The sequence below is a fragment of the Rathayibacter sp. VKM Ac-2928 genome (assembly GCF_022815545.1).
Lineage (GTDB): Bacteria > Actinomycetota > Actinomycetes > Actinomycetales > Microbacteriaceae > Rathayibacter > Rathayibacter festucae.
The window spans coordinates 1-23026 of sequence record NZ_JALGRU010000003.1 but is presented as its reverse complement, the minus strand read 5'-3'; the positions used below and the strand labels follow the sequence as shown (position 1 = coordinate 23026).

Here is a 23026-nt window from a genome sequence, read left to right as displayed (position 1 = left end):
AGGCCTTCGGCGTGCCCGCGGGAGGGTCCGGTCGTCGGTCGGTCGAGCCGCCCGAGAGGTGTGTCCAGACCTGCCGGAAGCGCCGTTACGCGATCGATGCAGAACGCGACCTCGCGGGGGATGTGCGGATGTTCAGGCCGCTGATAGACATCAGCCAGGCGCCACGGGGGCAGCTTCGGCGCCGATCCCGCTTCCACATTCTCGAGAAGGAATACATCCATGTCTCTCCGGGGGACCTCTCTCCGCTCGCGCTCGCGTGTCGCGTGCCTCACCCTCGTCGTCGGCCTCGCCGGCGGCCTGATCGCCCCGGCCGCCGCCGCGTCGACCAGCACTCCGGAGCCGACCGCGACCGTCGTCGCGACGTCGACTCCGACCGCTGTCCCGACCGCGACTCCGACCACCCCGACGCCGACGGCTGTTCCGACCGCGACTCCGACCGCGACGACGGAGCCGACAGCGACCCCGACCCCCACGGCGACGCCGACGGCGACCCCCACCGCCGTCCCGACGACATCGCCGATTCCGTCGCCGGAGCCGTCGGCCACTGCGACCCCCACCGCGACGCCGGCCCCCGGCATCGACCCGATCTGCGACGTCCCCGGCGGCGGGCCGGTCGCGGAGGAGGTCATGGGCGACGTGTCGGCCACCCTGTCCGGCGCCGCGGTCAGCGTGACGATCCCGCCGATCCGCACCACGTCCTGCTGGGAGCGCGCGGAGCTGCGCGTCTGGAACCTCGATTACGAGCGCCCGACCGACCTGGGCTACTCGCTCGAGCTGCTGACGACGATCCCGATCGAGGGCCGCGACTTCCGCGGCGTCACCCTCGGGCTCGGCGACCTGCCCGCCGGCGATCAGGACATCCTCGTGGCGATCTACGGATTCGACGGCGACGTCCAGGGCAGCACCCGCGAGACCATCGGCGAGCAGATCCACCTCGACGTCCCCGACGTCTCGGCCGAGCAGTACGAGGCCGACGCGGCCGCCTACCACGCGTGCCTCGCCCCGAACGACGGACGCATCGTGAAGAGCAAGAGCGGCGACGTCACCGCGAGCACGACGAACGGCGTCATGACCGTCGTCCTGCCGTCGGTCGAGACCGTCGACTGCCTCGACAGCATCACCTTCGTCATCTGGGCGGCCGACTACGACCGCCCGACCGAGGACCACCCCTTCGTCGTGGTGAAGCTCGACGAGATCGTGCTCGACTCCTCCTCCTACGCCGGCGGCACCTACAGCTACCCGGTGACCCCCGGCCACGTCGACGCCATGGTCACGATCGTCGGCACCCTGGGCGTCCTCGAGGGCGGTCTCGAGTACCTGCAGTACCGCGCTCACGTCCCGCAGCCCGGTGAGGGCACGACGACCACCGTCTCCACCACGGGCGGCAGCACCCGCGGTGGCTCGGCGCTCGCCGAGACCGGCGTCGAGACCGCGGGCCTCGCGTCCGGTGCGGCCGCGCTGCTGGCGCTCGGTCTCGCGTCGCTCGTCGTGACGCGCCGTCGCCGGAGCGCGCAGCAGTCCTAGCCGCTGCACACGAAGGGCCCGGGAGCATCTGCTCCCGGGCCCTCTCGTGCGTCCCGCGTCGTGCGCTCGCCTCAGGTCAGCGCGAACGGGGCGAGCAGCCCCGTCATCTCCTTCGGGCGCGGTGCCGCGAACTCGTCGCGGCGCGAGGTCGTGACTCCCATCGCGACCAGGCCCTCGACCAGCCGGACCGCGGCGGCGACCCCGTCGATCACCGGGACCCCGAGCTCGCGGGAGAGGTCGCGGCAGAGGTCCGCCATCCCGGCGCAGCCGAGCACGATCACGTCGGAGCCGTCCGTCGCGAGGGCGGCGGCGCACTCCTCGAGGATCACCCGGCGCGCGTCGGAGTGCGGGTCGTCGAGCTCGAGCACCGGGATGTCGCAGGCGTGCACTCCCGCGCAGGCCCGGTCGAACCCGGCGCGGTGCGCGATGTCCCACGCCCGTCCGCTCGTGCGCGAGAGCGTGGTGACGACGCTGAACCGCCGGCCGACCAGGGACGCCATGTGCATCGCGGCCTCGGCGATGCCGATCACCGGTCCGCGGGCGAGCTCGCGGGCCGCGTCGATCCCCGGGTCGCCGAAGCACGCGACGACGTAGCCGTCGCTGCCCGCCGCGTCGCCGCGGACGATCTCGTGCAGCAGCCCCGGGACGGCCAGCGCCTCGTCGTAGTGGCTCTCGATGGAGGCCGGCCCCATCGGCGGGGTGACGGCGACGATCTCGGTGCCGACCGAGGCGACGGACCGCGCGGCGCGGCCGATCGCCTCCGTCATGCGCTCGCTGGTGTTCGGGTTGACGACGGTGATGCGCACGGGCGCTCCTCGGGATGCTGCGGGGGTGGAACGGCCACCACACCACCGGCCAGTCCTCGAAAGTTGCGGTAGTCATGCGCGACTACCGCAACTTCTGGAGGATGGAGTGGACGGCGAGGCCGGGTCAGGGGCGGGTGGGGGAGGGCTCGGGTCAGACCGTGCTGCCGTCGCTGACGTTCGCGAGGTCCTCCTCGAGGCGGCCGATCCGCGGGGAGCGGCGCTCGAGGACGGCCATCGCGACGAAGCCGAGGCCGCAGCCGAGGAACCAGCTGTAGTCGCCGAGCCAGGTGAAGGACGGGCCACCCGCCTCCTCGATCCAGCGCGGGACGAGTACGGAGAGGACGGAGGGGAGGCCGCCGATCACGGTGGCCCAGACGGCGTTGGGGTTGAAGCCGCGGGAGAACCAGTAGCGGCCCTTCTCGCTCATCGTGTAGAGGTCGTCGACCCAGACGCGCTGACGGCTGACCAGGTAGTAGCCGGCGATCAGGACGCCGAACAGCGGGCCGATCAGGGCGCCGAGGATGCCGAGCGTGTAGTGGATCGCGGTGTCGTTGGAGTACCAGTTCCACGGGGTGAGCAGCACCGAGCCGACGGCGGCGATCATGCCGCCCATCCGCCAGCTGATCTTCTTCGGGTTGACGTTGGAGAAGTCGAACGCGGGCGAGATGAAGTTGGCGACGATGTTGATGCCGATCGTCGCGATGACGAAGGTGAGCCCGCCGAGCAGGACGGCGAACCAGGTGTCGATCCGCTCGACGGTCTCGATCGGGTCGGTGATCAGCTCGCCGAAGACGGGGACCGTCGCGGAGGCGGTGATCACGGTGAGCAGGGAGAAGAAGAGGAAGTTGATCGGCAGGCCGAGGAGGTTGCCCTTCTTCACCGCTCGGTAGCTGCGGGCGTAGCGGGAGAAGTCACCGAAGTTCAGCATCGGGCCGGAGAAGTAGGAGACGACCAGGGCGACCGCCGAGATCATCACGGGGATCGAGGCGCCGAGGTCGAGGGGCTCGCCCGAGCCGAGGTTCAGCGAGATGTTCTCCCAGCCGGCCTGCGAGACGAGGTAGATCGCGAGCACGAGCATCACCACGTAGACGGCGGGGCCGGCCCAGTCGATGAAGCGGCGGATCGACTCCATGCCCCGCCAGAAGAGAGCGGCCTGGGCGACCCAGAGGATCGCGTAGGAGAGGTAGCCCAGGGCGGAGAGGCCGAGGAAGGAGGCCTCGGGGGTGTTCCAGGAGGCCATCGCCGGGAAGAACTTGAGGAACACGATGTTGAGCGACTGCGCGGCGAGGTAGGTCTGCACGCCGTACCAGGCGATGGCGATCAGCCCGCGGATGATCGCGGGGATGTTCGCCCCGCGGACGCCGAAGATCGCCCGGTTGATCACCGGGTAGGGCACGCCGGTGACCTGGCTGGGCTTCGCGACGAGGTTGCAGAAGATCTGCACGATCACGATGCCGACCACGAGGGCGACCAGCACCTGCCAGCCGGCGAGGCCGAGTGCGAAGAGCGAGCCGGCGGTGACGTAGCCGCCGACGCTGTGCACGTCCGACATCCAGAACGCGAAGATGTTGTAGCTCGACCAGCGTTGCTTGACGAGCGGGGCGAGGTCCTCGTTGGCGAGGCGGTCGTCGTAGCCCGGCTTGACGAGCGAGGGGCCGGCGAGCCCGGCGCCCTCGGCAGGCGGCGCGGTCGACGGGTCGATGCGGGGTGCAGTGGCGCGGTCGGTCATGGTGGATCCACCTCTCGGGCGGGTGCGCGGGTCGGCGCGCGGAGCGGATGTGTCAGGGTGGTCGAGGCGGTCGGCCGTGGCGATCGGCCGCCTCCGCGCGAGCGGTGGGCGTTCGGATCGTGTGAAGTGATGACTTCACACGGGAGAACCTAGGGCTCCGCCGGGCCGCGTTCGTTTCGCCCCCGTTACAGCTGTGTGACGATCACCGAGGAGAGGACGGCGTCCCGCATGCCCACCGACGAGACCGCCCGGGATTCCGCGGTCTCCGCGGCTCCGGACGTCGCCGCCGCGCTCCCCGGGGCGGTCCGCGAAGGCGTCGGCGCGCGCCTGCGCGAGCTGCGTCTCGCGTCAGGGATGTCGCTGCGCGCACTCGCCCGCGAGCTCGGCATCTCGGCCAGCGCCGTCTCGCAGATCGAGCGGGGGGCCATGCAGCCGTCGGTCGGGCGCCTCATCGCGATGGTCGGCGCCCTCGGCGTCCCGCTCTCCGTCGTCTTCGACGAGACCGCCGCCGGCGGCGCGGCGGTCGGTGAGCCGGGCGGGCCGAGCGGCGGAGAGGGCGCGGGGCTGACGACGGCCGTCGTCCGCGCGGGCGAGGTCGCTCCCGTCCTCCTCGAGGGCGGTGTGCTCTTCCGCCGGCTGGCGCCGCAGCCCGTCGACGCGGTCGACTTCTTCGAATCGACCTATCCGCCGGGGGCGACCTCGACCGCGCAGCGCCGGTTCCTGCGCCACGACGGGATCGAGATCGGGACCGTCACGCTCGGCGAGCTCACCGTCGAGTTCGAGGACGAGACGGTCGTCCTCGCAGCGGGGGACGCGATCACGTTCCCCTGCGAGCGCGGCCACCGGATGATCAACCGCGGCGCCACGACGGCCGTCGCGACCTGGCTGATCGTCCACCGCTGACGCGGCCCGCGGGGCCACCATCCCGGTATGGCACAGTGACAGCATTCCTCCACAGGGGGGAGGTGCCGGGTGCCTGTCCACATCCCCGGGGGATCCGGTCGGCGGGCCCGCCGCGATGTCGGTGCCGCCTGGTGTGCTGTGCGCCTCGAACGATTGGTGCGGAACATGGACGGACGACAGAACAGGCGAGACGACGACGAGTGCCCCCGCTGGTGCGCAGGGGAGCACGACGAGATCGAGTGCCCCGAGGAGCGGCTGCACCGCTCCCGGGCGCAGTCGCTCCCGCTCGTGCTCTGGTGCGGGGAGGGTGCGGCGGGCGAGCCCGTCGCCGCCGTCGTGCACGTCTCGCTGTGCCGGCCCGGCGGCCGGGGCGAGGAGCGGCTGCGCCTCGAATCCGACGGGCTCGGCGCGGTGGACCTCGATCTCAGCGCGGCGGCGCGGCTGGCGCGCGGCGTCGAGGCGACGCTGCGGCTACTCGGTCCCGGCGGAGCCGGATGAGCGGGGCGGGTTCGGCGGCAGCAGGTCGGAGAGCTCGATGTCGAGGGCCTCGCAGAGGGCGAAGAGCGTCTTCAGCTGCGGGTTCGCGGGCGAGCCCGGCTTCGACTCGCCCTTCTCGAACTTCTGGTAGGTGTAGCCCGCCAGTCCGGCGGCGTGGGCGATGCGCTCCTGGCTCTCGCCCTTGGCCATCCGGGCGCGGTGGAGGTTCGTGCCGAGCTCGCGGGCGTAGGTCATCCAGTCGCGTTCGGGGTCAGGTGTGGACATGCTCGCCAGCTTCGGAGAAGAATCGTCCGCGGTCACCCATACGCGCGTGGGTAATTGTCGATGGTCATACGTGCATGACCCTCGTCGAGGGGGAGGGACCTCGGAGGGCGCCAGGGGCCCCGGAGGCTTCCGAGGCCAGCGCCTAAGATGGCCGGGTGCCAGTGAACCCCGACCTCACCGAGCGCGTGTTCGCGCCGACGGAGCCCTACCAAGTGGGCCGCGAGAAGGTGCGCGAGTTCGCGCGCGCCGTCTCCGCCGAGTCCCCTCTCCACCTCGACCCCGCGGCCGCGCGCAGCGCCGGCTACCGCGACGTCGTCGCCCCGCCGACCTTCGCCGTGGTGGTGCAGGAGTTCACACTCGCCCAGCTGCTCGCCGCTCCGGACGCCGGCATCGACTTCAGCCGGGTCGTCCACGGCGACCAGCGCTTCAGCTACTCGCGCCCCATCGTCGCGGGCGACGAGCTGACCGCGACCCTCTCGGTCGCGAGCATCAAGCAGCTCGGCGCGCACTCGATGATCACCACGCAGTCGACCATGGTCGACGCAGACGGTGCCCACGTCGTGACCGCCTTGTCCACCCTCGTCGTCAGGGGAGACGAATGAGCGCCGAGCGCCCCGTCCTGTCCGAGCTCACCGTCGGCGACGTCGTCGGCGAGCGGAGCTTCCACCTCGAGCGCGGCTCGCTCGTGCGCTACGCGGGTGCGTCGGGCGACTTCAACCCGATCCACTACCGCGACGACGTCGCGGCCGAGGTCGGGCTGCCCGGCGTGCTCGCCCACGGCATGCTGACGATGGGCACCGCCGTGCAGGTCGTCGTCGACTGGGTCGGCGATCCCGGCCGCGTGGTCGACTACCAGGTCCGCTTCACGCGGCCCGTCGTCGTCGACCCGAAGGAGGGCGCCGAGCTCGACGTCGTCGCGAAGATCGGGGCGCTCGACGCCGAGGCCGGGATCGCGCGCATCGACCTCGCCGTGACGTACGGCGGCCAGGCGGTGCTCGGCAAGGCGCAGGCGCGCGTCTCGCTGGCCTGATCCCGCACCGATGACGACACCCGCCCTCTCCACCCTCACCACGCTGCGCGTCGGGGGAGTCCCCGAGCGCCTGCTCGAGCCGGCCACCGAGGCCGAGCTGGTCGCCGCCCTCCGCGAGGTGTGGGCCGACGACGAGCCCTGGCTGCTGCTCGGCGGCGGCTCCAACCTCCTCGTCGGCGACGACGGAGTCGAGGGGACCGTGGTGCGCGTGCGCACGACCGGGATCGAGCGGCTCGAGACGGACCGGCCCGGCGCTGTCCACCTCCGCGTGCAGGCGGGCGAGTCGTGGGACGGCCTGGTCGCCGCGACCGTCGAGCGCGGCTGGGCGGGACTCGAGGCGCTCAGCGGCATCCCCGGAACGGTCGGCGCGTCGCCGGTGCAGAACATCGGCGCCTACGGCCAGGAGCTCTCCGACACCCTCGTCGCGGTCGACTTCCTCGACGAGGGCGCACAGGAGCCCGTGCGACTGACCGCCGCCGAGCTCGAGTTGGGCTACCGGACCTCCGCCGTCAAGCAGGGTCGACGCGGCGCCGTCCTCGCCGTCGAATTCGCCCTCGAGGACGTCGGCGGAGCGGGTCTCGGTGCTCCCGTCGCCTACGGCCAGCTGGCCAGTGCGCTCGGCGTCGAGCTGGGCGACCGCGTGCCGCTCGCGGAAGTGCGCGCGAGCGTGCTGCGGCTGCGCGGCGCGAAGGGGATGGTGCTCGATCCGGAGGATCCGGACACCGCCAGCGCCGGCTCCTTCTTCACCAACCCGATCGTCACCGTCGCGGCCGCGAGCGGACTTCCGCCGACCGCGCCGCGCTGGCCGGAGACGCCGGCGAGCGAGGCCCCGCTGGTGACCGCCCTCGCCGACGTCGAGGCGGGGGCGCCGATCCGGCTGCCCGCCCCGACCTCGCCCGACGCGCTGGTCAAGCTCAGCGCCGCCTGGCTCATCGAGCACGCCGGGATCGCCCGCGGCTTCTCGCTCCCGGGCTCGCGCGCCGCGGTGTCGAGCAAGCACACCCTCGCGCTCACGAACCGCGGCGGAGCGACCGCCGAGCAGATCGCCGAGCTCGCCCGCTACGTGCAGGGCCGCGTGCTCGCCGAGTTCGGCATCCTGCTGCACCCCGAGCCCGTGGTGGTCGGCACCACCGTCTGACTCCCCGCGCCACGGACCGCGCGGCGCGGCGCGGGGAGCATGCTGATCGAGCAGCCCGCGAAGCGGGCCCCTGCATGCTGATCGAGTAGCCGGCGGAGCGGGCTCCTGCATGCTGATCGAGCAGCCCGCGAAGTGGGCGTATCGAGATCCACCGGCGTCAGGACGATGGTCTGCAGACCCGCCCTGCTGGCACCGCCGGGTCTCGATACGCCCCTGCGGGGCTACTCGACCAGCATGTGGGCGTCAGGCGTCGCGGCGGATCCAGCGGAAGGTGAGGCGGCTCGCGATCAGGCCCAGCACCAGCCAGATGCCGAGGGCGATCGCGACCCCGGTCAGGTCCCAGTCGCCGTTGACCTCGGCCTGCTCGAAGTTTGCCGGCAGGAAGACCGCCCGCATGCCCTGCGCGATCCACTTGAGCGGGAAGACGCTCGCGATCGTCTGCAGCCAGTCCGGCAGGGTCGTGAAGGAGAGGTACGACCCCGAGACGAACTGCAGCACGAGCAGGGGCGGGACGATGACGGCCGTCGCGCTCTTCCCGGTGCGGGGGAGGGCGGAGACCGCGATGCCCAGGATCGCCGAGGTCGCCACTCCGGCCAGATAGATCCAGGCGAAGGTCGCCCAGCGGCCGCCGTCGGCCGGCAGCGGCACCGAGAAGACGGTCGCGGCGACAGCGAGCAGCAGCGCCGTCTGCGCGACGCTCGTCACGAGCACCTGGCCGAACTTGCCGAGGAAGTAGCTCAGGACGGGCAGCGGTGCTCCGGCGAGTCGCTTGAGCGTGCCGTCGCCGCGCTCGATGGCGATGTCGACGCCGAGGTTCTGCACCCCGGAGAGCAGGATGCCCGCCGCCGCGAGTCCCGGCACGTAGTACTCGGCCATGCTGATGCCCGGGTCCTGCGGGTTCGCCTGCATCACCGCGCCGTCCCCGAACGCGACCGAGAAGATCGCGAGCAGCAGGACCGGGAAGAGGAAGGTGAAGAACACCTGGTCCGGCGCGCGGAAGTACGAGCGCACCTCGTAGCGGGCGCGGGCGGCGCCGAGCCGGAGGGTGCGGGCGACACCGGTGCGCAGCGCGGGGCGGGGGGCGGCGACGGCGCTCATGCCGGCTCTCCGATCACATCGAGGGCGGTGTCTCCGGCGCGGTCGTCGCGGATCAGGTCCAGATAGATGTCCTCGAGGCTGGGCCGGAGGACCTCGAGGGCCGTCGGCTCGCCGAGGCGAGCGCTCAGCTCGGCGACCACGCGGGCCGGCTCCGTGGTGCGGAGGCGACGCCGCGCGCCGTCCTCCTGCCACTGGACGATCGGCACGCGGGCCTCCTCGCCGCCGATCTCGTCCATCCGCCCGATCGCGAGGAGGCGGCCGCCCGCGATGACCGCGGCCCGGTCGGCGAGGTGCGCGGCCTCGTCGAGGTAGTGCGTGGTGAGCAGGATGGTCGTGCCCTCGCTCTTGAGCAGCGCGACCAGGTCCCAGAACGCGTGCCGCGCCTCCGGGTCGAAGCCCGTCGTCGGCTCGTCGAGGAACACCAGCTCCGGACGGCCCACGATGCCCAGCGCCACGTCGACGCGGCGGCGCTGCCCGCCGGAGAGCTTGCCGATCCGCGAGCGCGCCTTCGCCGTGAGGCCGACCGCCTCGATCGTCTCGTCGACGTCGCGCGGGCTCGGGTAGAGGCTCGCGAAGTGGGCGATCTGCTCGCGGACCGTGGCGTTTCCCGATTCGCCGCTGGACTGCAGCACGATCCCGAGCCGCGACTTCCAGGCGAGGTCGCCGTGCCGCGGGTCGACGCCGAGCACCGACGCCTCGCCGCCCGAGCGGTCGCGGTAGCCCTCGAGGATCTCGATCGTCGTCGACTTGCCCGCCCCGTTGGGCCCGAGCAGTGCGAACGTCTCGCCTCGCGCGATCTCGAACGACACCCCGGTGAGGGCGGGAGCACCGCCGTAGTCCTTCCGCAGATCACGGACACGAACGGCGTCGTCAGGCGTCATCCCCCCAGCGTGCCCTGTCCCACCTCCCGAGCACAGTCATCCGTCCCCACGAGATGCCACTTGCGCCCACCCCACCCGGCGTGTCACGCCCCCAACTGGCATCTCGCGACCCCGGATTCAGGCTCCTGGGCAGCAGGGTCGAGCGCAACCGGCGATTCGCGTGCCAGCGAATCGTCGTGCGCGGACGCAGGACGCTCTGCGGAACGCACCCGTCTCAGGAAGCCTGACCGTGGCTGATCGACGACGAAGGAGGAGATCAGCTAGTGGAACCGAACAGCGCTTGAAGGCGCTTCGCGCCTTCAAGCAAGGCGTCGTCGCCGAGCGCGTAGGAGAGGCGGAGGTAGCCGCTGGGTCCGAAGGCCTCGCCGGGGACCGTCGCGACCTCGGCCTTCTCGAGGATCAGGTCGGCCAGCTCCAGCGAGGTGGTCGGCGTGACGCCGTCCCACTCGCGGTTCAGCAGTCCGCGGACGTCCGGGTACACGTAGAACGCGCCACCGGGCGTCGGGCAGTCGACACCGTCGATGGCGTTCAGCGCGTCGACGATGGTGCGGCGGCGGCGGTCGAAGGCGAGGCGCATCTCCTCGGCCGGCTCCTGCGGGCCGGTGAGGGCGGCGATCGCGGCGCGCTGCGAGATGTTGGAGACGTTGCTCGAGAGGTGGGACTGCAGGTTCGAGGCGCCCTTGATCGCGTCGGCGGGGCCGACCATCCAGCCCACGCGCCAGCCGGTCATCGCGTAGGTCTTGGCGACTCCGTTGACGAGGATCGTGCGGTCGCGAAGGGCGGGGACGGCCTCGACGATCGAGGTGGCGCGGGTGAGCGGGCTCGCGTCGTCCTGGCCCTCGGCCGCGTAGACCAGGTTCTGGTAGATCTCGTCGGCGATCACCCAGAGGCCGTGCTCCTCGGCCCACTCGCCGATCTCGCGGGTCTGCTCGGCGGAGTAGACCGCGCCGGTGGGGTTCGAGGGGGAGACGAAGAGGAGGACCTTGGTGCGCTCGGTGCGCGCCGCCTCGAGCTGCTCGACGGTGACGAGGTAGCCCTGGTCCGCGCCGGCGAAGACGTCGACCTGGACGCCGCCGGCCAGCTTGATCGCCTCGGGGTAGGTGGTCCAGTAGGGGGTCGGCACGAGCACCTCGTCGCCGTCGTCGAGCAGGGTCTGGAACGCCTGGTAGACGGCCTGCTTGCCGCCGTTGGTGACGACGACCTGCGATGCCTCGACGGCCCAGCCGGAGTCGCGCGCGGTCTTCTCGGCGATGGCCTCGCGGAGGTCGGGCAGACCGGCCGCCGGCGTGTACCGGTAGTTCCTCGGGTCGAGCACCGCGGCCGACGCGGCCTCGACGATGTGCTGCGGCGTGGTGAAGTCGGGCTCGCCCGCGGCGTAGGAGATCACCGGCCGCCCCTGGGCCTGGAGGGCCTTCGCCTTCGCGTCGACCTTGAGGGTCGCGGACTCGGCGATGGCAGCGATGCGGGCGGAGATGCGCGTGGTGGAGGACACGACGGCCAGCGTATCGCGCGCGCGCGGGGGCCTCCAGGCGACGGGTCGCGCCCGGCTGGACACGTCCAGCGGGTCCACGTACACTCGTCTGCGGTAGTCGAACGCTGCCAGGATTCACAGCGCCCGAGGCGGTTGCTGAGGCTCCCGAAGACGTTCGACTCCTCCTCGGATGCTCGCAACGGCATCCATAGGGCGGTGGCTCAATTGGTAGAGCAGCGGTCTCCAAAACCGCAGGTTGCAGGTTCGAGCCCTGTCCGCCCTGCACATCGATGCCCGTCGCTCGCGGTCCCCGCGATGCAGCGGTCATCGGTCCAGGACCGCCCACGGGCGGTCGGCCACACCGGAGGTTCCGGTGCGGGAAAGGTGCGTGCAGGTGGCCGGGAAAGCAGTCGACGAGCCGAGCGAGGACGTCGTCGCGATCGCCAATCAGCAGCGCGAGGCGCGGCGCAGTCCGTTCGCGCGCATCGCCCTCTTCATCCGGCAGGTCATCGCCGAGCTGAAGAAGGTCGTCACGCCGACGCGCAAGGAGCTCGGCAACTACGTCGTCGTGGTCCTGATCTTCGTCGTGATCATGATGGCGCTGGTGTCGCTGCTGGACTGGGTGTTCGCGCTCGCCGTGACCTACGTGTTCGGCACACCGGCGTCCTGACCCCCGCCACCCGACCCGGGAGCGTCCCGTCCGCACGAGCGGGGGACGCCGACGGCAGCGGCACGCGAATCCCGACGGGACGCGGCCGATCGATCGAGAGAGAGTTACGAGTGTCTGACAGAAACCGCGACGACGTCGACTGGGCCACCGCCGCCGAGCAGTCGTCCGAGGTCGACGAGGTTCAGGAGGGCGACACCCAGATCCAGGCTGAGGACGCCGTCGAGCCCGCCGAGGAGGGCGCCCTGAGCGTCATCGACGAGAACGAGTCCGAGGACGACCTCGCGTCGGACCTCGAGGCCGCGCTCGACGCGATCGGCTCCGTGGACGACCCCGAGGCCGACTCGGCCGTCGACGAGGCCGCGCACATCGACACCGTCGAGGAGGCCGAAGCGGCCCTCGAGGCCGTCGAGGACGAGGCCGAGGTCGCCGCGGAGGACGCGGAGGCCGAGGGCGAGGACCTCGCCGACATCGACCCGTACGAGGCGTTCCGCGCCGAGCTGCGCGGCAAGATGGGCAAGTGGTACGTCATCCACTCCTACGCGGGCTTCGAGAAGCGCGTGAAGTCGAACATCGAGAACCGCAAGGTCTCCCTCGAGGCCGAGGACTACATCTTCGAGGTCCAGGTCCCGATGGAGGACGTGGTCGAGATCAAGAACGGCCAGCGCAAGATGGTCACCCGCGTGCGCATCCCCGGCTACGTGCTGGTGCGGATGGACCTCAACGAGGACTCGTGGTCGGTCGTCCGCCACACTCCGGGCGTCACCGGCTTCGTGGGCAACGCCCACAACCCGACGCCGCTGCGCTTCGAGGAGGCCTTCACGATGCTGAAGAGCCTGGTCGAGATCAAGGAGGTCGCGCCGTCCAAGACGGCCGGCGTCAAGGGACAGAAGCAGGCGCAGCGCGTGCTGCCCGCCGAGGTCGACTTCGAGATCGGCGAGACCATCACGATCAAGGAGGGCTCGTTCGCGGGTCTTCCCGGCTCGATCAGCGAGATCAAGCCCGAGAGCGGCAAGCTCACGGTCCTCGTCTCGCTCTTCGAGCGCGAGACCCCGGTCGAGCTGTCGTTCGACCAGGTCACCAAGCTCTGACGACGGGCCCCCGTCCGGCCGAGGCCCTTCCCGCACTGTCGGGGAGGGCGTCGGCCGTGTAAGCTCGTACGGGTTTTCGTGTCGGCGCCCGACCGCGTGCGCGCCGACCGACCCTCCTCCACCGCGATCCGGCTCCGTCGGATGCGCGGGAGAGCGGCCGGGAGCCCCCGACCGCTCGAACCCTGAGAAAAGGAATCCTGAATGGCCCCCAAGAAGAAGGTCACCGGCCTGATCAAGCTCCAGATCAAGGCGGGCGCCGCGAACCCGGCCCCCCCGATCGGTCCGGCGCTCGGTCAGCACGGCGTCAACATCATGGAGTTCTGCAAGGCGTACAACGCGCAGACCGAGTCGCAGCGCGGCAACGTCATCCCCGTCGAGATCACCGTCTACGAGGACCGCTCGTTCACCTTCATCCTGAAGACCCCGCCCGCGGCGGAGCTCATCAAGAAGGCCGCCGGCGTCGCCAAGGGCTCGTCGACCCCGCACACCGTGAAGGTCGCGAAGCTCACCATGGCGCAGGTCCGCGAGATCGCCGAGGCGAAGCAGGCCGACCTCAACGCGAACGACATCGAGGCCGCCTCGAAGATCATCGCCGGCACGGCTCGCTCGATGGGCATCACGGTCGAGGGCTAGTCCCTCCGCCTTTCCAGAACTCACACCGTGGGAGAGCCCGCCAGGCTCTAGAACCACATTCTCGTTTCAAGGAGAAACAACATGGCACAGAAGTCGAAGGCCTACCGGGCCGCCGCCGCCAAGCTCGAAGAGGGCAAGTTCTACACCGCCGACGAGGCCGTCGCGCTCGCGCGCGAGACCGGCTCCGCGAAGTTCAACAGCACCGTCGAGGTCGCGCTCAAGCTCGGGGTCGACCCGCGCAAGGCCGACCAGATGGTCCGCGGCACGGTCATCCTGCCGCACGGCACGGGCAAGACCGCTCGCGTCATCGTGTTCGCGACCGGTCCGGCCGCTGAGGCCGCGATCGCCGCGGGCGCCGACGAGGTCGGCGGCGCCGAGCTCATCGAGAAGGTCGCCGGCGGCTACACCTCGTTCGACTCCGCGGTCTCGACCCCGGAGCTCATGGGCCAGGTCGGCCGTCTCGGAAAGGTGCTCGGCCCCCGCGGCCTCATGCCCAACCCGAAGACCGGCACCGTGACCCCGGACGTGGCTCGCGCCGTGACCGAGATCAAGGGCGGAAAGATCGAGTTCCGCGTCGACAAGCACGCCAACGTGCACCTCGTCGTCGGCAAGGCCGCCTTCACGGAGGAGCAGCTCCAGGAGAACTTCAAGACGGCTCTCGACGAGATCGTCCGCCTGAAGCCGTCCTCCTCGAAGGGCCGCTACATCCAGAAGGCCGCCGTCTCGACGACCTTCGGCCCCGGCATCCCGCTGGACGTCAACGTCCTGGCCTGAGCCTCGGCACAGCACTGAGCTGCGCAGGCAGTGACGGGAGGGGATCCGCTTCGGCGGGTCCCCTCCTTCGTCGTTCCGGGGGCGCCGCGTGCGCCGGGCATACTGAACGGCGTGTCCGACTCCCTCCCCCCGAGCATCGACCCCGTGACCGTCCGCCGCGCCTCTGCCGCTGACGCCGAGGAGCTCGCCGCCGTCGCCGCCGCGACCTTCCCGCTCGCCTGCCCGCCGCACGTCACCGAGGAGGCGAAGGCGGACTTCATCCGGACCGTGCTGTCGGTCGAGCGCTTCCGCGGCTACCTCGCCGACTCGGGCCGCGTGCTGTTCCTGGCGGAGGACGACTCCGGCGCGCTGGGCTACACGATGCTCGTGCGGGGCGAGCCGTCCGACCCCGAGGCGGCGGTCGCGGTCACGGTCCGGCCGACGATCGAGCTGAGCAAGTGCTACGCGCTGCCCGACCGGCACGGCTCGGGGATCGCGGCCCGGCTGATGGCCGCGACCCTCGACGAGGCGCGCGCGATCGGCGCCCTCAGCGTCTGGCTCGGCGTGAACCAGGAGAACGAGCGCGCGCGCCGCTTCTACGCGAAGCACGGCTTCGAGGTCGTCGGCATCCGGCACTTCCTCGTCGGCGGCCGTCTCGAGGAGGACTTCGTCCTCGAGCGCCCCCTGCCCTGACGTCCTGCTTCCCTTCGCGAGATGCCACTTGTGCACGCCCGACACGGCGTGTCGCGTGCACAAGTGGCATCTCGCGGGAGGGGAGGGGGGTCAGCCCTCGGCGACGGTGAGGACGAGCTTGCCGCGGGTGTGGCCGGTCTCGAGCTGCGCGTGCGCGGCGCCGGCTGCGGAGAGCGGGAAGACGCCGTCGATGAAGACGCGGACGTCGCCGGACTCCAGCAGGCGGGAGACGACGCCGAGCGTGGCGCCGTCGGGGGCGACGCGGAAGGTGGAGGCGCGGACTCCCGCGGCCGCCGCCTCCTCGAAGAACTCCGGCCAGCTGCCGGTCGGCGCGTTGACGATCAGCCCACCGGGGCGCAGCACCGACAGTGAGCGGGAGCCCGTGCTGTCGTGCACGTTGCCGACGAGGTCGATCACCACGTCGACGCGGGACAGCAGCTCGTCGAAGCGCTCGGTGGTGTGGTCGATGACTTGGTCGGCGCCGAGCTCGCGCAGCCACTGCAGGTTGCGGGTCGAGCCGGTCGCGATCACCGACGCGCCGAAGTAGGCGGCGAACTGCACGGCGAAGTGCCCGACGCCGCCCGATCCGGCGTGGATCAGGATCCGCTGGCCCTCGTGCGCCTTCGCCAGCTCGACGACCATGCCCCAGGCGGTCAGCGCGGCGAGCGGCACCCCCGCCGCCTCGACGTGCGAGAGCGTCGACGGCTTGCGGGCCAGGGAGACGCTCGGGACGCTGACGTACTCGGCGTAGGAGCCGGAGTAGCGCGGCACCATCACGAAGCCGTAGACCTCGTCACCGGGGCGCAGCGGGTGCGCCGGATAGGGGCTCGAGACGACGATGCCGGAGAAGTCGTGGCCGAGCACCGCCGGGTAGGAGGGGATCTGCGCGGCGACTCCCTTGCCCGCTCGCGTCTTCACGTCGAGCGGGTTCACTCCCGCCGCGATCACCTTGACGGCGAACTCGGCGTTGATCGCGGTCGGCGTGGGCACCGTCGCCAGGTGGAGGACCGAGCAGTCGCCCGGGGCGTCGATGACCGCCGCCGTCATCGTCTCGGGGAGCACCACCTCCTCCGGGATGTCGCCGATCGCGAGGCCGTGGCCGAGCGCGCTGTTGTGCATCATCGCCCTTTCCTGATCCGGCGCCGGTGGTCCTTCGAGCAGGCGGGAGGCGGCTGTCCGCCCCGACCGACCCCGCTTCCGCGCGCCGCGTTCAGTCAAGCCCGGTAATGAGTCCGGGCTGTTTCGGCGGTGTCACCCCTCGGAGAAGAAAGCCTTCCTGTCCCCCGTACGGGAGGGGAGGGCGGCGACCCGGTCCCCGGGTGGCGCTCCCTGTGCCGTCTGGCACCATGAAGGGGTGCGACGACGAGCGAACGGCCCCCTTCTCGTGGCGGGGGCGCTCCTGGTCCTCGCGGGACTCGCCCTGCTGCTCGCGGCCCGCTTCAGCATCGGCACCAGCCGCTGGGTCTACGTCAGCGAGATGGGCGCGCCGGACCTGCCGACCGCCGGGACGTTCCGCATCGCCCTGCTGCTCGTCGCGGCGGGCGGCGTCGCTATCGCGATCGGGGCGCGAGCGGTGCGAACGCGGCTGCTGCCCGGCTTCCGGCCCGCGCTGGCGATCCTCCTCGCCGCTCTGTGCTTCGCGCTCGCCTCGCAGGTGACCTGCTCGGCGGGCTGCCCGCTCCCGGTCGGACCGCGGTTCAGCTGGCAGGACCTGATCCACACCTCCGCCGCGGTGCTCGGCTTCTCCGCGGCCTGCCTGGCGATGCTGCAGCTCGCCACGGCGCGGGAGCGGCCCGGCGTCGCCCGACTCTCGCTGGTCGCGGGCGTCGCGGTGGCCCTGGTCGCCGGGACCGGCGCGATCTTCTCGCTGCTGCGGCTGTGGCTGGGAGTCGGCGGCACCCTCGAGTTCGTCGCGACGGCGATCGCCGTGCTCTGGCTGGCCGTCGTCGGGCTCGTCCTCGCTGGCGAGGAGTTCAAGGGTGGGCTGGCGGGCGAGGAGTTCACGGGTGCGCGTGCGAGCGAGCGGCGCCGCGCGGACGAGGAGCTCAGCGGCCGAGCCACTCCCGGACGTGACCGCGGATCCGCTCCTGCTGCTGCGCCAGACCGGCGTCCCGCGACGGGACCTGCTCGAGGTCTGCGTCCGGAAGAGCCCTAGCCCACTGCTCGGCGACCGCGACGGGGTGCACCGGGTCGCGGTCGGCCGCGATCACGAGCGTGCGCGCGATGACCTCGCCGAGCTCGCCGGAGTCGCGGTAGGCGGCGTTCCGTGGGATCTCGGCCAGGCGGACGGCCCGCTCCTGGGCCTGCGGCGAGCGGAACTGCAGGCAGAGCGCCTCCGCCGACGCGGGCGACACCTGGGCCGCGCGCTCGAAGAGGCCGGAGGCGCGGAAGAGCCGCTCGCCGCGCTTGGCGCCGTGGTCGTGCAGCAGCTGCGCGATGACAGGGAAGACCGTGAGGTTGTCCGGCAGCGGCTCCGCGGTGAAGGCGGGGCGCACGAACACGGCGCGGTCGATCGGCAGGACCTTCCGGCTGGCGAGCCGCAGGGCGATCGCGGCGCCCATCGAGATGCCGAGGACGGTGAGCGGCTTGTGCGCGGCTCCGGCCCGGATCACGTGCTCGGTCACCTCGTCCGCCAGGGCGTCGAGCGAGAAGTCGGCCGCGCCGCCGATCAGCTCGGAGGCGCCGTGGGCGCGGACGTCCGGCGCGATGACCTCGGTGCCGGCCGGCAGCGCCGCGCGCAGGAGGCCGAGCGGCTGGGAGCGGTCGCCGCCCAGGCCGTGCAGGAGCAGGGCGGTCACCGCCGGCCCGCGCGCGTTCTCTCGTGCAGCTCGGCCATCAGCATGCCGGCGAGGCGGACCAGCACGTGGATCTCGTCCTCGTCGCGGTCGACCCAGCGGAACTCGGGGACGGCGTCGATCGGGACGAAGTCGCGGTGCTGCTCCCAGACGACGAGAGTGCGCTCGGCGCCGAGGACGTACTGCTGCCAGAAGACCTGGCGCAGGTAGTGGCGCGGGATGCTGCGCCACTGCTTCGAGGTCGTCTTGATCTCGCAGAGCTCGAGGCGGCCGTCCTCGCGGAGGCCGATGCCGTCGGGAGTGGCCAGGTGGCGGCGCTCCTGACTCGCGTGGAAGAGGGTGCTGCTCGGCTCGATCGCGTGCTCGCGGAGCACCCAGGCGGCGATCTCCGGCTCGCGGGCGCGGCCGTGGTCGGTGAAGGCGTTGCCGCTGAAGCTCGAGCCGTAGAGCTTGTCGAGCGCGGCGCGATCGATGGCCGCGGGGGAGGAGAGGCGCGCGACGTCGGTCGCGGTGATGCCCCGCGAGCGGGCGCGCAGCCAGGCGGCGCGGTCGGAGGAGTCGGCGACGACCCGGCGGAGGTGCGGCGGCTTCGCGTCCACGAAGACGGGTTGCGTCTCCCAGGGGAACGAGAGCTGCAGATCGGGCACCGATTCATTCTCTGCCTCCCGGGCCGTCCTGCCCAACCGGCACGCCGTCGGCGGGGGGAGGTCGGCCCGGGCCCAGGCCGGGTCAGGCGCTGAGGAAGGCGTCGACCTCGGCGGGGGAGAGCAGGTGGCGGCGGACCATCAGGGCGGCGCCGCGGACGCCGCCGCCGGTGTCGCCGGAGGCCTGCACGATGTCGAGGGCGCGGGTCGCCAGGGGGAGGGAGCGGCGGTAGACCACCTCGCGGACGCCGGCGAGGACCTCGTGGCTCGCCTCCGCGATGCTGCCGCCGATGACGATGACGGAGGGGTTGAGCAGGTTGACGCAGGTCGCGAGCACCTCGCCGAGGTCGCGGCCGGCGGCGCGGGTCAGCTCGACGGTGGTCGGCTCGCCGGCGGTGAGCAGGGCGACGACGTCGGAGGTCCGGGCGACCGGGAGGCCGGCAGCGGTGTGCAGGCCTGCGGCGGTGAGGCGGCGGGCGATGGCCGAGCCGCTCGCGATCGCCTCGAGGTCGGCCTCGCCGCGGTCGCCGGGCACCTGCACGTGGCCGAGATCGCCCGCCGCGCCGAGGGCGCCGCGCTGGAGGGCGCCGCCGCTGACGATGCCGGCGCCGATGCCGGTGGAGACCTTCACGTAGAGGAGGTCGTCGACGTCGGCGTAGTGGGCGGCGTGCTCGCCGAGCGCGAGCAGGTTCACGTCGTTGTCGACGAGGACGGGGACGGCGAGGCGGCGGCCGACCGCGGCGGGGATGTCGAAGCGGTCCCAGCCGGGCATGATCGGCGGCTTCACCGGGCGGCCGGTCGCGTGCTCGACCGGGCCGGGGACGCCGACGCCGACGCCCGCGAGCGGACCGGCGCCGGGGGTCTGCGCGAGCAGCGCGTCGGCGACGTCGAGGGCGTGGCCGAGGACGACCTGCGGGCCATCGGCGATCGCGATCGCCTCGCGTCGCTCGGCCAGGACGCGGCCGTCGAGGTCCGTCAGGGCGACGGTGGCGTGCGCGGCACCGAAGTCGATGACGAGGAGGCTGCGCGCGCGGGCGTCGAAGGCGACGCGGCCGGCCGGGCGCCCGCCGGAGGAGGGAGCGTCGTCGCGGCGGGCGACGAGACCCGTCGCGATCAGCGCGTCGAGCTGCGCGGAGACGGCGGCGCGGGGCAGGCCGGTCTCGGCGACGACGTCGGCCCGGGTGCGCGGCGCTCCGTCGGCGAGGAGGAGCAGCAGCTCGCCCACCGCGCTGATCGAGGAGCGGCGGCGCGGGGACATGGCTGGAGTCAACCACAGGGGGCTCGGCTTCTGCGCGTCGGGAGCACGCTTTCCCGCGCCGCGGCCCGGGGTTTTGCTTGGCGGGAAGCAAAAGTCCGCGTAGGGTCGGGGGACCAATGTTAGACGTCGATCAGGAGCACCCCCCGGTGGCCACACCCTCAGACCTCTCCGTCCAGCTCTACTCGGTCCGCGACGCGCTCGCGGAGGACCTGCCGGCCGCCCTGGACCGGCTCGCCGGACTCGGCTTCGCGAAGGTCGAGCTGTTCGACCTGGTGAACCGCGCCGACGCGTACCGCTCCGCCCTCCCGGCCGCCGGCCTCACCGCGCCGAGCGCGCACGCCCGGCTGCTCGAGACCGGGGCGCCGGTCGAGGAGATCCTCGACATCGCCGCCTCGCTCGGGGTGCAGACCGTGATCGACCCGATGGTCGACCCGGAGCGCTGGACCAGCGCCGACGGCGTGAAGACCATCGCCGACGAGCTCAACGCGCTCGTCGACTCCGCCGCCTCGCGCGGGCTGGTGCTCGGCTACCACAACCACGCCTTCGAGTTCGAGAACCGCGTCGACGGCCGCAGCGCCTTCCAGCACCTTGCCGGCCTGCTCGACCCGCGCATCGTCCTCGAGCTGGACACCTACTGGGCCGCGGTCGGCGGTGACGACCCGGTCGAGGTGCTCGGCCGCCTCGGTGACCGTGTGCAGTTCCTGCACGTGAAGGACGGGCCGATCTCGAAGGAGACGTCCGAGCAGCTGCCCGCGGGCGAGGGGGCGATGGACGTTCCGGCGATCCTCGCCGCGGCCCCGCAGGCCCTGGCCGTCCTCGAGTTCGACGCCTACGCGGGCGACGTCTTCGAGGGCCTCGCCTCCGGCCTCCGCTACGTCTCGGAGCTCGCCGCATGAGCGGCGCGGGGCGCGTCGGCGTCGGCGTCATCGGCGCCGGCAACATCAGCACGCAGTACCTGACCAACCTCACCGTCTTCCCCGACCTCGAGGTCCTCTTCGTCGCCGACATCGACCTCGACCGCGCGAGGGCGCAGGCGGAGGCGTTCGGCGTGCCGGCCTCGGGCACGGTGGACGAGCTGCTCGCGCACCCCGGCATCGAGATCGTGGTGAACCTCACGATCCCGGCCGCGCACGTCGAGGTGGCGCGCCAGGCCGTCGAGGCGGGCAAGCACGTCTGGACCGAGAAGCCGTTCTCGCTCGACCGCGACAGCGGCGTCGAGCTGCTCGCGCTCGCGAAGGAGAAGGGGCTGCGCGTCGCGACGGCGCCCGACACCTTCCTCGGCGCCGGCCTGCAAACCGCGCAGCGCCTCATCGAGGGCGGAGCCATCGGCACACCGCTCTCGGCGATCACGCTCTTCCAGGGCCCCGGCCCCGAGGGCTGGCACCCGAACCCCGAGTTCTTCTTCACCACCGGCGGCGGACCGCTGCTGGACATGGGGCCGTACTACATCACGACCCTCGTGCAGAACCTCGGCCCGGTCGAGAGCGTGACCGCGGTCTCCTCGCAGGCCCGGGCCACCCGGACGGTCGGCTCCGGCCCACGCGAGGGCACCGAGTTCCCCGTGACGATCCCGACGCACATCGGCGGGCTCCTGCGCTTCGAGTCCGGCGCCTCGGCGCAGGGCGTCTGGAGCTTCGAGTCGAGCCTGCCGCGGATGGGCTTCGTCGAGATCAACGGCTCCGAGGGCACCCTCGTGCTCCCCGACCCGAACATGCACGACGGCGAGCTGACGCTGTACCGGCGCGGCGGGTCCGAGCCGGAGGTCGTCCAGGCGACCGGCTCGACCGCCTCGCGCGGCACCGGCGTGCTCGAGCTCGCGCGGGCGATCCGCGCCGACCGTCCCGAGGCGGCCTCGGGCGATCTGGCCTACCACGTGACCGACGTGATGCTGTCGCTGCTCGAGGCCGCCGAGACCGGCGAGAAGGTGCTCGTCGAGAGCACCGTCGCGCCGCGCCCCGCTCTGCCCGAGGACTGGGACCCGAGCGAAGCGACGCTCGTCTGATGGGCGGACCCCTGCGGGTCGGCGTGCTCGGCGGCGGCTTCATGGCCGCCGTGCACAGCCGGGCGGCCCGCAGTGCGGGCGCGGTGCTCGCGGGCATCGCCTCCTCCAGCCCGGCGAAGGGCGAGCGGGCGGCCGGCGAGCTCGGCTTCGAGGTCGCCCACGACGATGCGCGCGCGCTGATCGAGGACGACTCGATCGACGTGGTGCACGTCTGCACGCCGAACGGGACGCACGCCGAGCTCGCCCTGGCGGCGATCGCGGCGGGCAAGCACGTGGTCTGCGAGAAGCCGCTCGCGGCGACGACCGCGGAGGCGATTGCGCTCGTCGACGCCGCGTCGGCCGCCGGAGTGGTCGCCACGGTGCCGTTCGCCTACCGGTTCCACCCGATGGTGCGCGAGGCGCGGGCGCGGGTCGCGGCCGGTGAGACCGGGCGGCTCGTGACGGTGCGCGGGAGCTATCTGCAGGACTGGCTGCTCGGCGCCTCCGACGACAACTGGCGCGTCGATCCGGCGGCGGGCGGGCGCTCGCGCGCCTTCGCCGACATCGGCTCGCACCTGGTCGATCTGCTCGAGTTCGTGACCGGCGAGCGGATCGCGTCGCTCGCGTCGCTCACGAGCACGGTGCACGCGGAGCGAGGCGGTCGTCGGGTCGAGACGGAGGACGCCGCCGGGGTGATCGTCCGCCTTGCGGGCGGCGCCGTCGGCACGCTGCTCGTCTCGCAGGTGACCGCCGGGCACCGGAACGAGCTGGTGCTCGAGGTCTCGGGGCTCGAGGAGTCGCTGCGGTTCGAGCAGGAGCTGCCCGAGACGCTGTGGGTCGGGCGGCGCGACAGCGCGACGCTCGTTCCGCGCGACGGGTCGATCCTGCGCCCGGATGCGGCGCGGCTCTCGATCGTGCCGAGCGGGCATCCGATGGGCTACCAGGACGCGTTCACCGCGTTCGCCCGGGACACCTACGCCGCCGTCGCGGGTGCCGAGGTCGAGGGTCTGCCGACCTTCGCGGACGGCCTGCGCGCCGCCCGCATCACCGACGCCGTCCTCGACGCCTCGGCGGCGGGCGCCTGGGTGGACGTCCCGGCCTAGCCCCCTCCGCGAGATGCCACTTGTGCACGCCTTTCACGGCGTGTCGCGTGCACAAGGGGCATCTCG

The 23026-nt window shown here is 72.3% G+C and carries 25 protein-coding genes and 1 tRNA gene; 16 read left to right on the top strand and 10 right to left on the bottom strand.

Going from position 1 to position 23026, the window contains the following annotated elements; genetic code table 11:
- Positions 1–219: 219 nt before the first annotated feature.
- Positions 220–1524: an LPXTG cell wall anchor domain-containing protein gene (locus tag MT350_RS11630; RefSeq protein WP_243598339.1), complete on the top strand. Its 1305-nt coding sequence runs from the start codon at positions 220–222 to the stop codon at positions 1522–1524.
- Positions 1525–1595: 71 nt separating this feature from the next.
- On the opposite strand, the gene MT350_RS11625 is transcribed toward MT350_RS11630, so the two are convergent.
- Both MT350_RS11625 and MT350_RS11620 read right to left on the bottom strand, forming a co-directional pair.
- On the bottom strand, positions 1596–2330 hold the full coding sequence (locus tag MT350_RS11625; protein WP_243598340.1) for an aspartate/glutamate racemase family protein: 735 nt from the start codon (positions 2328–2330) through the stop codon (positions 1596–1598).
- A gap of 151 nt (positions 2331–2481) precedes the next feature.
- Positions 2482–4059 (bottom strand): NCS1 family nucleobase:cation symporter-1, encoded by a 1578-nt coding sequence (locus MT350_RS11620; protein WP_243598341.1) that lies wholly within the window; start codon positions 4057–4059, stop codon positions 2482–2484.
- A 228-nt stretch (positions 4060–4287) separates the two neighbouring features.
- Between MT350_RS11620 and MT350_RS11615 the strand changes: the two genes are divergently transcribed.
- Together MT350_RS11615 and MT350_RS11610 are read left to right on the top strand one after the other, a co-directional pair.
- Complete coding sequence (locus tag MT350_RS11615; protein WP_243598342.1) at positions 4288–4962, top strand: helix-turn-helix domain-containing protein; 675 nt, start codon at positions 4288–4290, stop codon at positions 4960–4962.
- Positions 4963–5127: 165 nt separating this feature from the next.
- Positions 5128–5460 carry a hypothetical protein gene (locus tag MT350_RS11610; RefSeq protein ID WP_123737396.1) on the top strand — a complete coding sequence of 111 codons (333 nt, stop codon included), beginning with the start codon at positions 5128–5130 and terminating at the stop codon, positions 5458–5460.
- On the opposite strand, the gene MT350_RS11605 is transcribed toward MT350_RS11610, so the two are convergent.
- On the bottom strand, positions 5434–5724 hold the full coding sequence (locus MT350_RS11605) for a helix-turn-helix domain-containing protein (RefSeq protein ID WP_243598343.1): 291 nt from the start codon (positions 5722–5724) through the stop codon (positions 5434–5436). The genes MT350_RS11610 and MT350_RS11605 overlap by 27 nt on opposite strands.
- A gap of 155 nt (positions 5725–5879) precedes the next feature.
- Here MT350_RS11605 and MT350_RS11600 point away from each other — a divergent pair, with 155 nt between their 5' ends.
- Genes MT350_RS11600 through MT350_RS11590 form a run of 3 tightly spaced genes read left to right on the top strand, consistent with a single transcriptional unit; the run spans position 5880 to position 7892 of the window.
- A complete protein-coding gene (locus MT350_RS11600; RefSeq protein WP_243598344.1) occupies positions 5880–6326 on the top strand; it encodes a MaoC family dehydratase N-terminal domain-containing protein in 447 nt (148 codons plus the stop codon).
- A complete protein-coding gene (locus tag MT350_RS11595) occupies positions 6323–6754 on the top strand; it encodes a MaoC family dehydratase (protein ID WP_243598345.1) in 432 nt (143 codons plus the stop codon). Before MT350_RS11600 ends, MT350_RS11595 begins: the two co-directional genes overlap by 4 nt.
- 10 nt (positions 6755–6764) lie before the next feature.
- A complete protein-coding gene (locus tag MT350_RS11590; RefSeq protein WP_132437570.1) occupies positions 6765–7892 on the top strand; it encodes a UDP-N-acetylmuramate dehydrogenase in 1128 nt (375 codons plus the stop codon).
- A 243-nt stretch (positions 7893–8135) separates the two neighbouring features.
- On the opposite strand, the gene MT350_RS11585 is transcribed toward MT350_RS11590, so the two are convergent.
- The 3 genes from MT350_RS11585 to MT350_RS11575 form a co-directional block, all read right to left on the bottom strand.
- Positions 8136–8990 carry an ABC transporter permease gene (locus MT350_RS11585; RefSeq protein ID WP_243598346.1) on the bottom strand — a complete coding sequence of 285 codons (855 nt, stop codon included), beginning with the start codon at positions 8988–8990 and terminating at the stop codon, positions 8136–8138.
- Positions 8987–9871 (bottom strand): ABC transporter ATP-binding protein, encoded by an 885-nt coding sequence (locus tag MT350_RS11580; protein WP_127887378.1) that lies wholly within the window; start codon positions 9869–9871, stop codon positions 8987–8989. The genes MT350_RS11585 and MT350_RS11580 overlap by 4 nt, the downstream gene beginning before the upstream one ends.
- Before the next feature lie 256 nt (positions 9872–10127).
- Complete coding sequence (locus MT350_RS11575) at positions 10128–11372, bottom strand: pyridoxal phosphate-dependent aminotransferase (RefSeq protein WP_374204634.1); 1245 nt, start codon at positions 11370–11372, stop codon at positions 10128–10130.
- A gap of 180 nt (positions 11373–11552) precedes the next feature.
- On the opposite strand from MT350_RS11575, the gene MT350_RS11570 reads away from it, so the two are divergent.
- From MT350_RS11570 to MT350_RS11545, 6 genes are all read left to right on the top strand, one after another.
- Positions 11553–11625, top strand: a tRNA-Trp gene (locus tag MT350_RS11570).
- Positions 11626–11736: 111 nt separating this feature from the next.
- Positions 11737–12012 carry a preprotein translocase subunit SecE gene (gene secE, locus MT350_RS11565; protein ID WP_123447877.1) on the top strand — a complete coding sequence of 92 codons (276 nt, stop codon included), beginning with the start codon at positions 11737–11739 and terminating at the stop codon, positions 12010–12012.
- Between the two features lie 110 nt (positions 12013–12122).
- Complete coding sequence (gene nusG / locus MT350_RS20475) at positions 12123–13100, top strand: transcription termination/antitermination protein NusG (RefSeq protein ID WP_123447823.1); 978 nt, start codon at positions 12123–12125, stop codon at positions 13098–13100.
- A 201-nt stretch (positions 13101–13301) separates the two neighbouring features.
- A complete protein-coding gene (rplK, locus tag MT350_RS11555) occupies positions 13302–13733 on the top strand; it encodes a 50S ribosomal protein L11 (RefSeq protein ID WP_123737387.1) in 432 nt (143 codons plus the stop codon).
- Positions 13734–13814: 81 nt separating this feature from the next.
- Positions 13815–14507 carry a 50S ribosomal protein L1 gene (gene rplA / locus MT350_RS11550; protein ID WP_123447821.1) on the top strand — a complete coding sequence of 231 codons (693 nt, stop codon included), beginning with the start codon at positions 13815–13817 and terminating at the stop codon, positions 14505–14507.
- Between the two features lie 111 nt (positions 14508–14618).
- Positions 14619–15179: a GNAT family N-acetyltransferase gene (locus MT350_RS11545; RefSeq protein ID WP_243615950.1), complete on the top strand. Its 561-nt coding sequence runs from the start codon at positions 14619–14621 to the stop codon at positions 15177–15179.
- A gap of 90 nt (positions 15180–15269) precedes the next feature.
- Here MT350_RS11545 and MT350_RS11540 read toward each other — a convergent pair whose 3' ends face one another.
- Positions 15270–16298, bottom strand: a complete 1029-nt coding sequence (locus tag MT350_RS11540) for an NADP-dependent oxidoreductase (protein ID WP_374206645.1) — start codon at positions 16296–16298, stop codon at positions 15270–15272.
- A gap of 235 nt (positions 16299–16533) precedes the next feature.
- Here MT350_RS11540 and MT350_RS11535 point away from each other — a divergent pair, with 235 nt between their 5' ends.
- On the top strand, positions 16534–17334 hold the full coding sequence (locus MT350_RS11535) for a DUF998 domain-containing protein (protein WP_243615949.1): 801 nt from the start codon (positions 16534–16536) through the stop codon (positions 17332–17334).
- Here MT350_RS11535 and MT350_RS11530 read toward each other — a convergent pair.
- From MT350_RS11530 to MT350_RS11520, 3 genes are all read right to left on the bottom strand, one after another.
- Positions 17225–17977, bottom strand: a complete 753-nt coding sequence (locus MT350_RS11530) for an alpha/beta fold hydrolase (protein ID WP_243615948.1) — start codon at positions 17975–17977, stop codon at positions 17225–17227. The two genes, MT350_RS11535 and MT350_RS11530, sit on opposite strands and share 110 nt — an antisense overlap.
- Positions 17974–18621 carry a YqaJ viral recombinase family protein gene (locus tag MT350_RS11525; protein WP_374206640.1) on the bottom strand — a complete coding sequence of 216 codons (648 nt, stop codon included), beginning with the start codon at positions 18619–18621 and terminating at the stop codon, positions 17974–17976. Before MT350_RS11525 ends, MT350_RS11530 begins: the two co-directional genes overlap by 4 nt.
- Positions 18622–18703: 82 nt before the next feature.
- The gene (locus MT350_RS11520) at positions 18704–19876 is read right to left on the bottom strand and encodes an ROK family protein (protein ID WP_243581335.1); all 1173 of its coding nucleotides are present in this window, start codon (positions 19874–19876) and stop codon (positions 18704–18706) included.
- Between the two features lie 146 nt (positions 19877–20022).
- On the opposite strand from MT350_RS11520, the gene MT350_RS11515 reads away from it, so the two are divergent.
- Genes MT350_RS11515 through MT350_RS11505 form a run of 3 tightly spaced genes read left to right on the top strand, consistent with a single transcriptional unit; the run spans position 20023 to position 22960 of the window.
- Positions 20023–20772, top strand: a complete 750-nt coding sequence (locus MT350_RS11515) for a sugar phosphate isomerase/epimerase (protein WP_243615947.1) — start codon at positions 20023–20025, stop codon at positions 20770–20772.
- On the top strand, positions 20769–21878 hold the full coding sequence (locus MT350_RS11510; protein WP_243598353.1) for a Gfo/Idh/MocA family protein: 1110 nt from the start codon (positions 20769–20771) through the stop codon (positions 21876–21878). Before MT350_RS11515 ends, MT350_RS11510 begins: the two co-directional genes overlap by 4 nt.
- Positions 21878–22960 carry a Gfo/Idh/MocA family protein gene (locus MT350_RS11505; RefSeq protein ID WP_243598354.1) on the top strand — a complete coding sequence of 361 codons (1083 nt, stop codon included), beginning with the start codon at positions 21878–21880 and terminating at the stop codon, positions 22958–22960. The genes MT350_RS11510 and MT350_RS11505 overlap by 1 nt, the downstream gene beginning before the upstream one ends.
- The last annotated feature ends 66 nt before the right edge of the window (positions 22961–23026 follow it).

Excerpts from the sequence above, each read along its gene's own strand:
- MT350_RS11540 (WP_374206645.1), bottom strand. The coding sequence starts at position 16,298 with ATGCACAACAGCGCGCTCGGCCACGGCCTCGCGATCGGCGACATCCCG.
- MT350_RS11585 (WP_243598346.1), bottom strand. The coding sequence starts at position 8,990 with ATGAGCGCCGTCGCCGCCCCCCGCCCCGCGCTGCGCACCGGTGTCGCC.
- MT350_RS11505 (WP_243598354.1), top strand. The coding sequence starts at position 21,878 with ATGGGCGGACCCCTGCGGGTCGGCGTGCTCGGCGGCGGCTTCATGGCC.
- MT350_RS11605 (WP_243598343.1), bottom strand. The coding sequence starts at position 5,724 with ATGTCCACACCTGACCCCGAACGCGACTGGATGACCTACGCCCGCGAG.
- MT350_RS11615 (WP_243598342.1), top strand. The coding sequence starts at position 4,288 with ATGCCCACCGACGAGACCGCCCGGGATTCCGCGGTCTCCGCGGCTCCG.
- MT350_RS11580 (WP_127887378.1), bottom strand. The coding sequence starts at position 9,871 with ATGACGCCTGACGACGCCGTTCGTGTCCGTGATCTGCGGAAGGACTAC.
- MT350_RS11520 (WP_243581335.1), bottom strand. The coding sequence starts at position 19,876 with ATGTCCCCGCGCCGCCGCTCCTCGATCAGCGCGGTGGGCGAGCTGCTG.
- rplA (WP_123447821.1), top strand. The coding sequence starts at position 13,815 with ATGGCACAGAAGTCGAAGGCCTACCGGGCCGCCGCCGCCAAGCTCGAA.
- MT350_RS11595 (WP_243598345.1), top strand. The coding sequence starts at position 6,323 with ATGAGCGCCGAGCGCCCCGTCCTGTCCGAGCTCACCGTCGGCGACGTC.
- MT350_RS11590 (WP_132437570.1), top strand. The coding sequence starts at position 6,765 with ATGACGACACCCGCCCTCTCCACCCTCACCACGCTGCGCGTCGGGGGA.
- MT350_RS11610 (WP_123737396.1), top strand. The coding sequence starts at position 5,128 with ATGGACGGACGACAGAACAGGCGAGACGACGACGAGTGCCCCCGCTGG.
- MT350_RS11510 (WP_243598353.1), top strand. The coding sequence starts at position 20,769 with ATGAGCGGCGCGGGGCGCGTCGGCGTCGGCGTCATCGGCGCCGGCAAC.
- rplK (WP_123737387.1), top strand. The coding sequence starts at position 13,302 with ATGGCCCCCAAGAAGAAGGTCACCGGCCTGATCAAGCTCCAGATCAAG.
- MT350_RS11620 (WP_243598341.1), bottom strand. The coding sequence starts at position 4,059 with ATGACCGACCGCGCCACTGCACCCCGCATCGACCCGTCGACCGCGCCG.
- MT350_RS11630 (WP_243598339.1), top strand. The coding sequence starts at position 220 with ATGTCTCTCCGGGGGACCTCTCTCCGCTCGCGCTCGCGTGTCGCGTGC.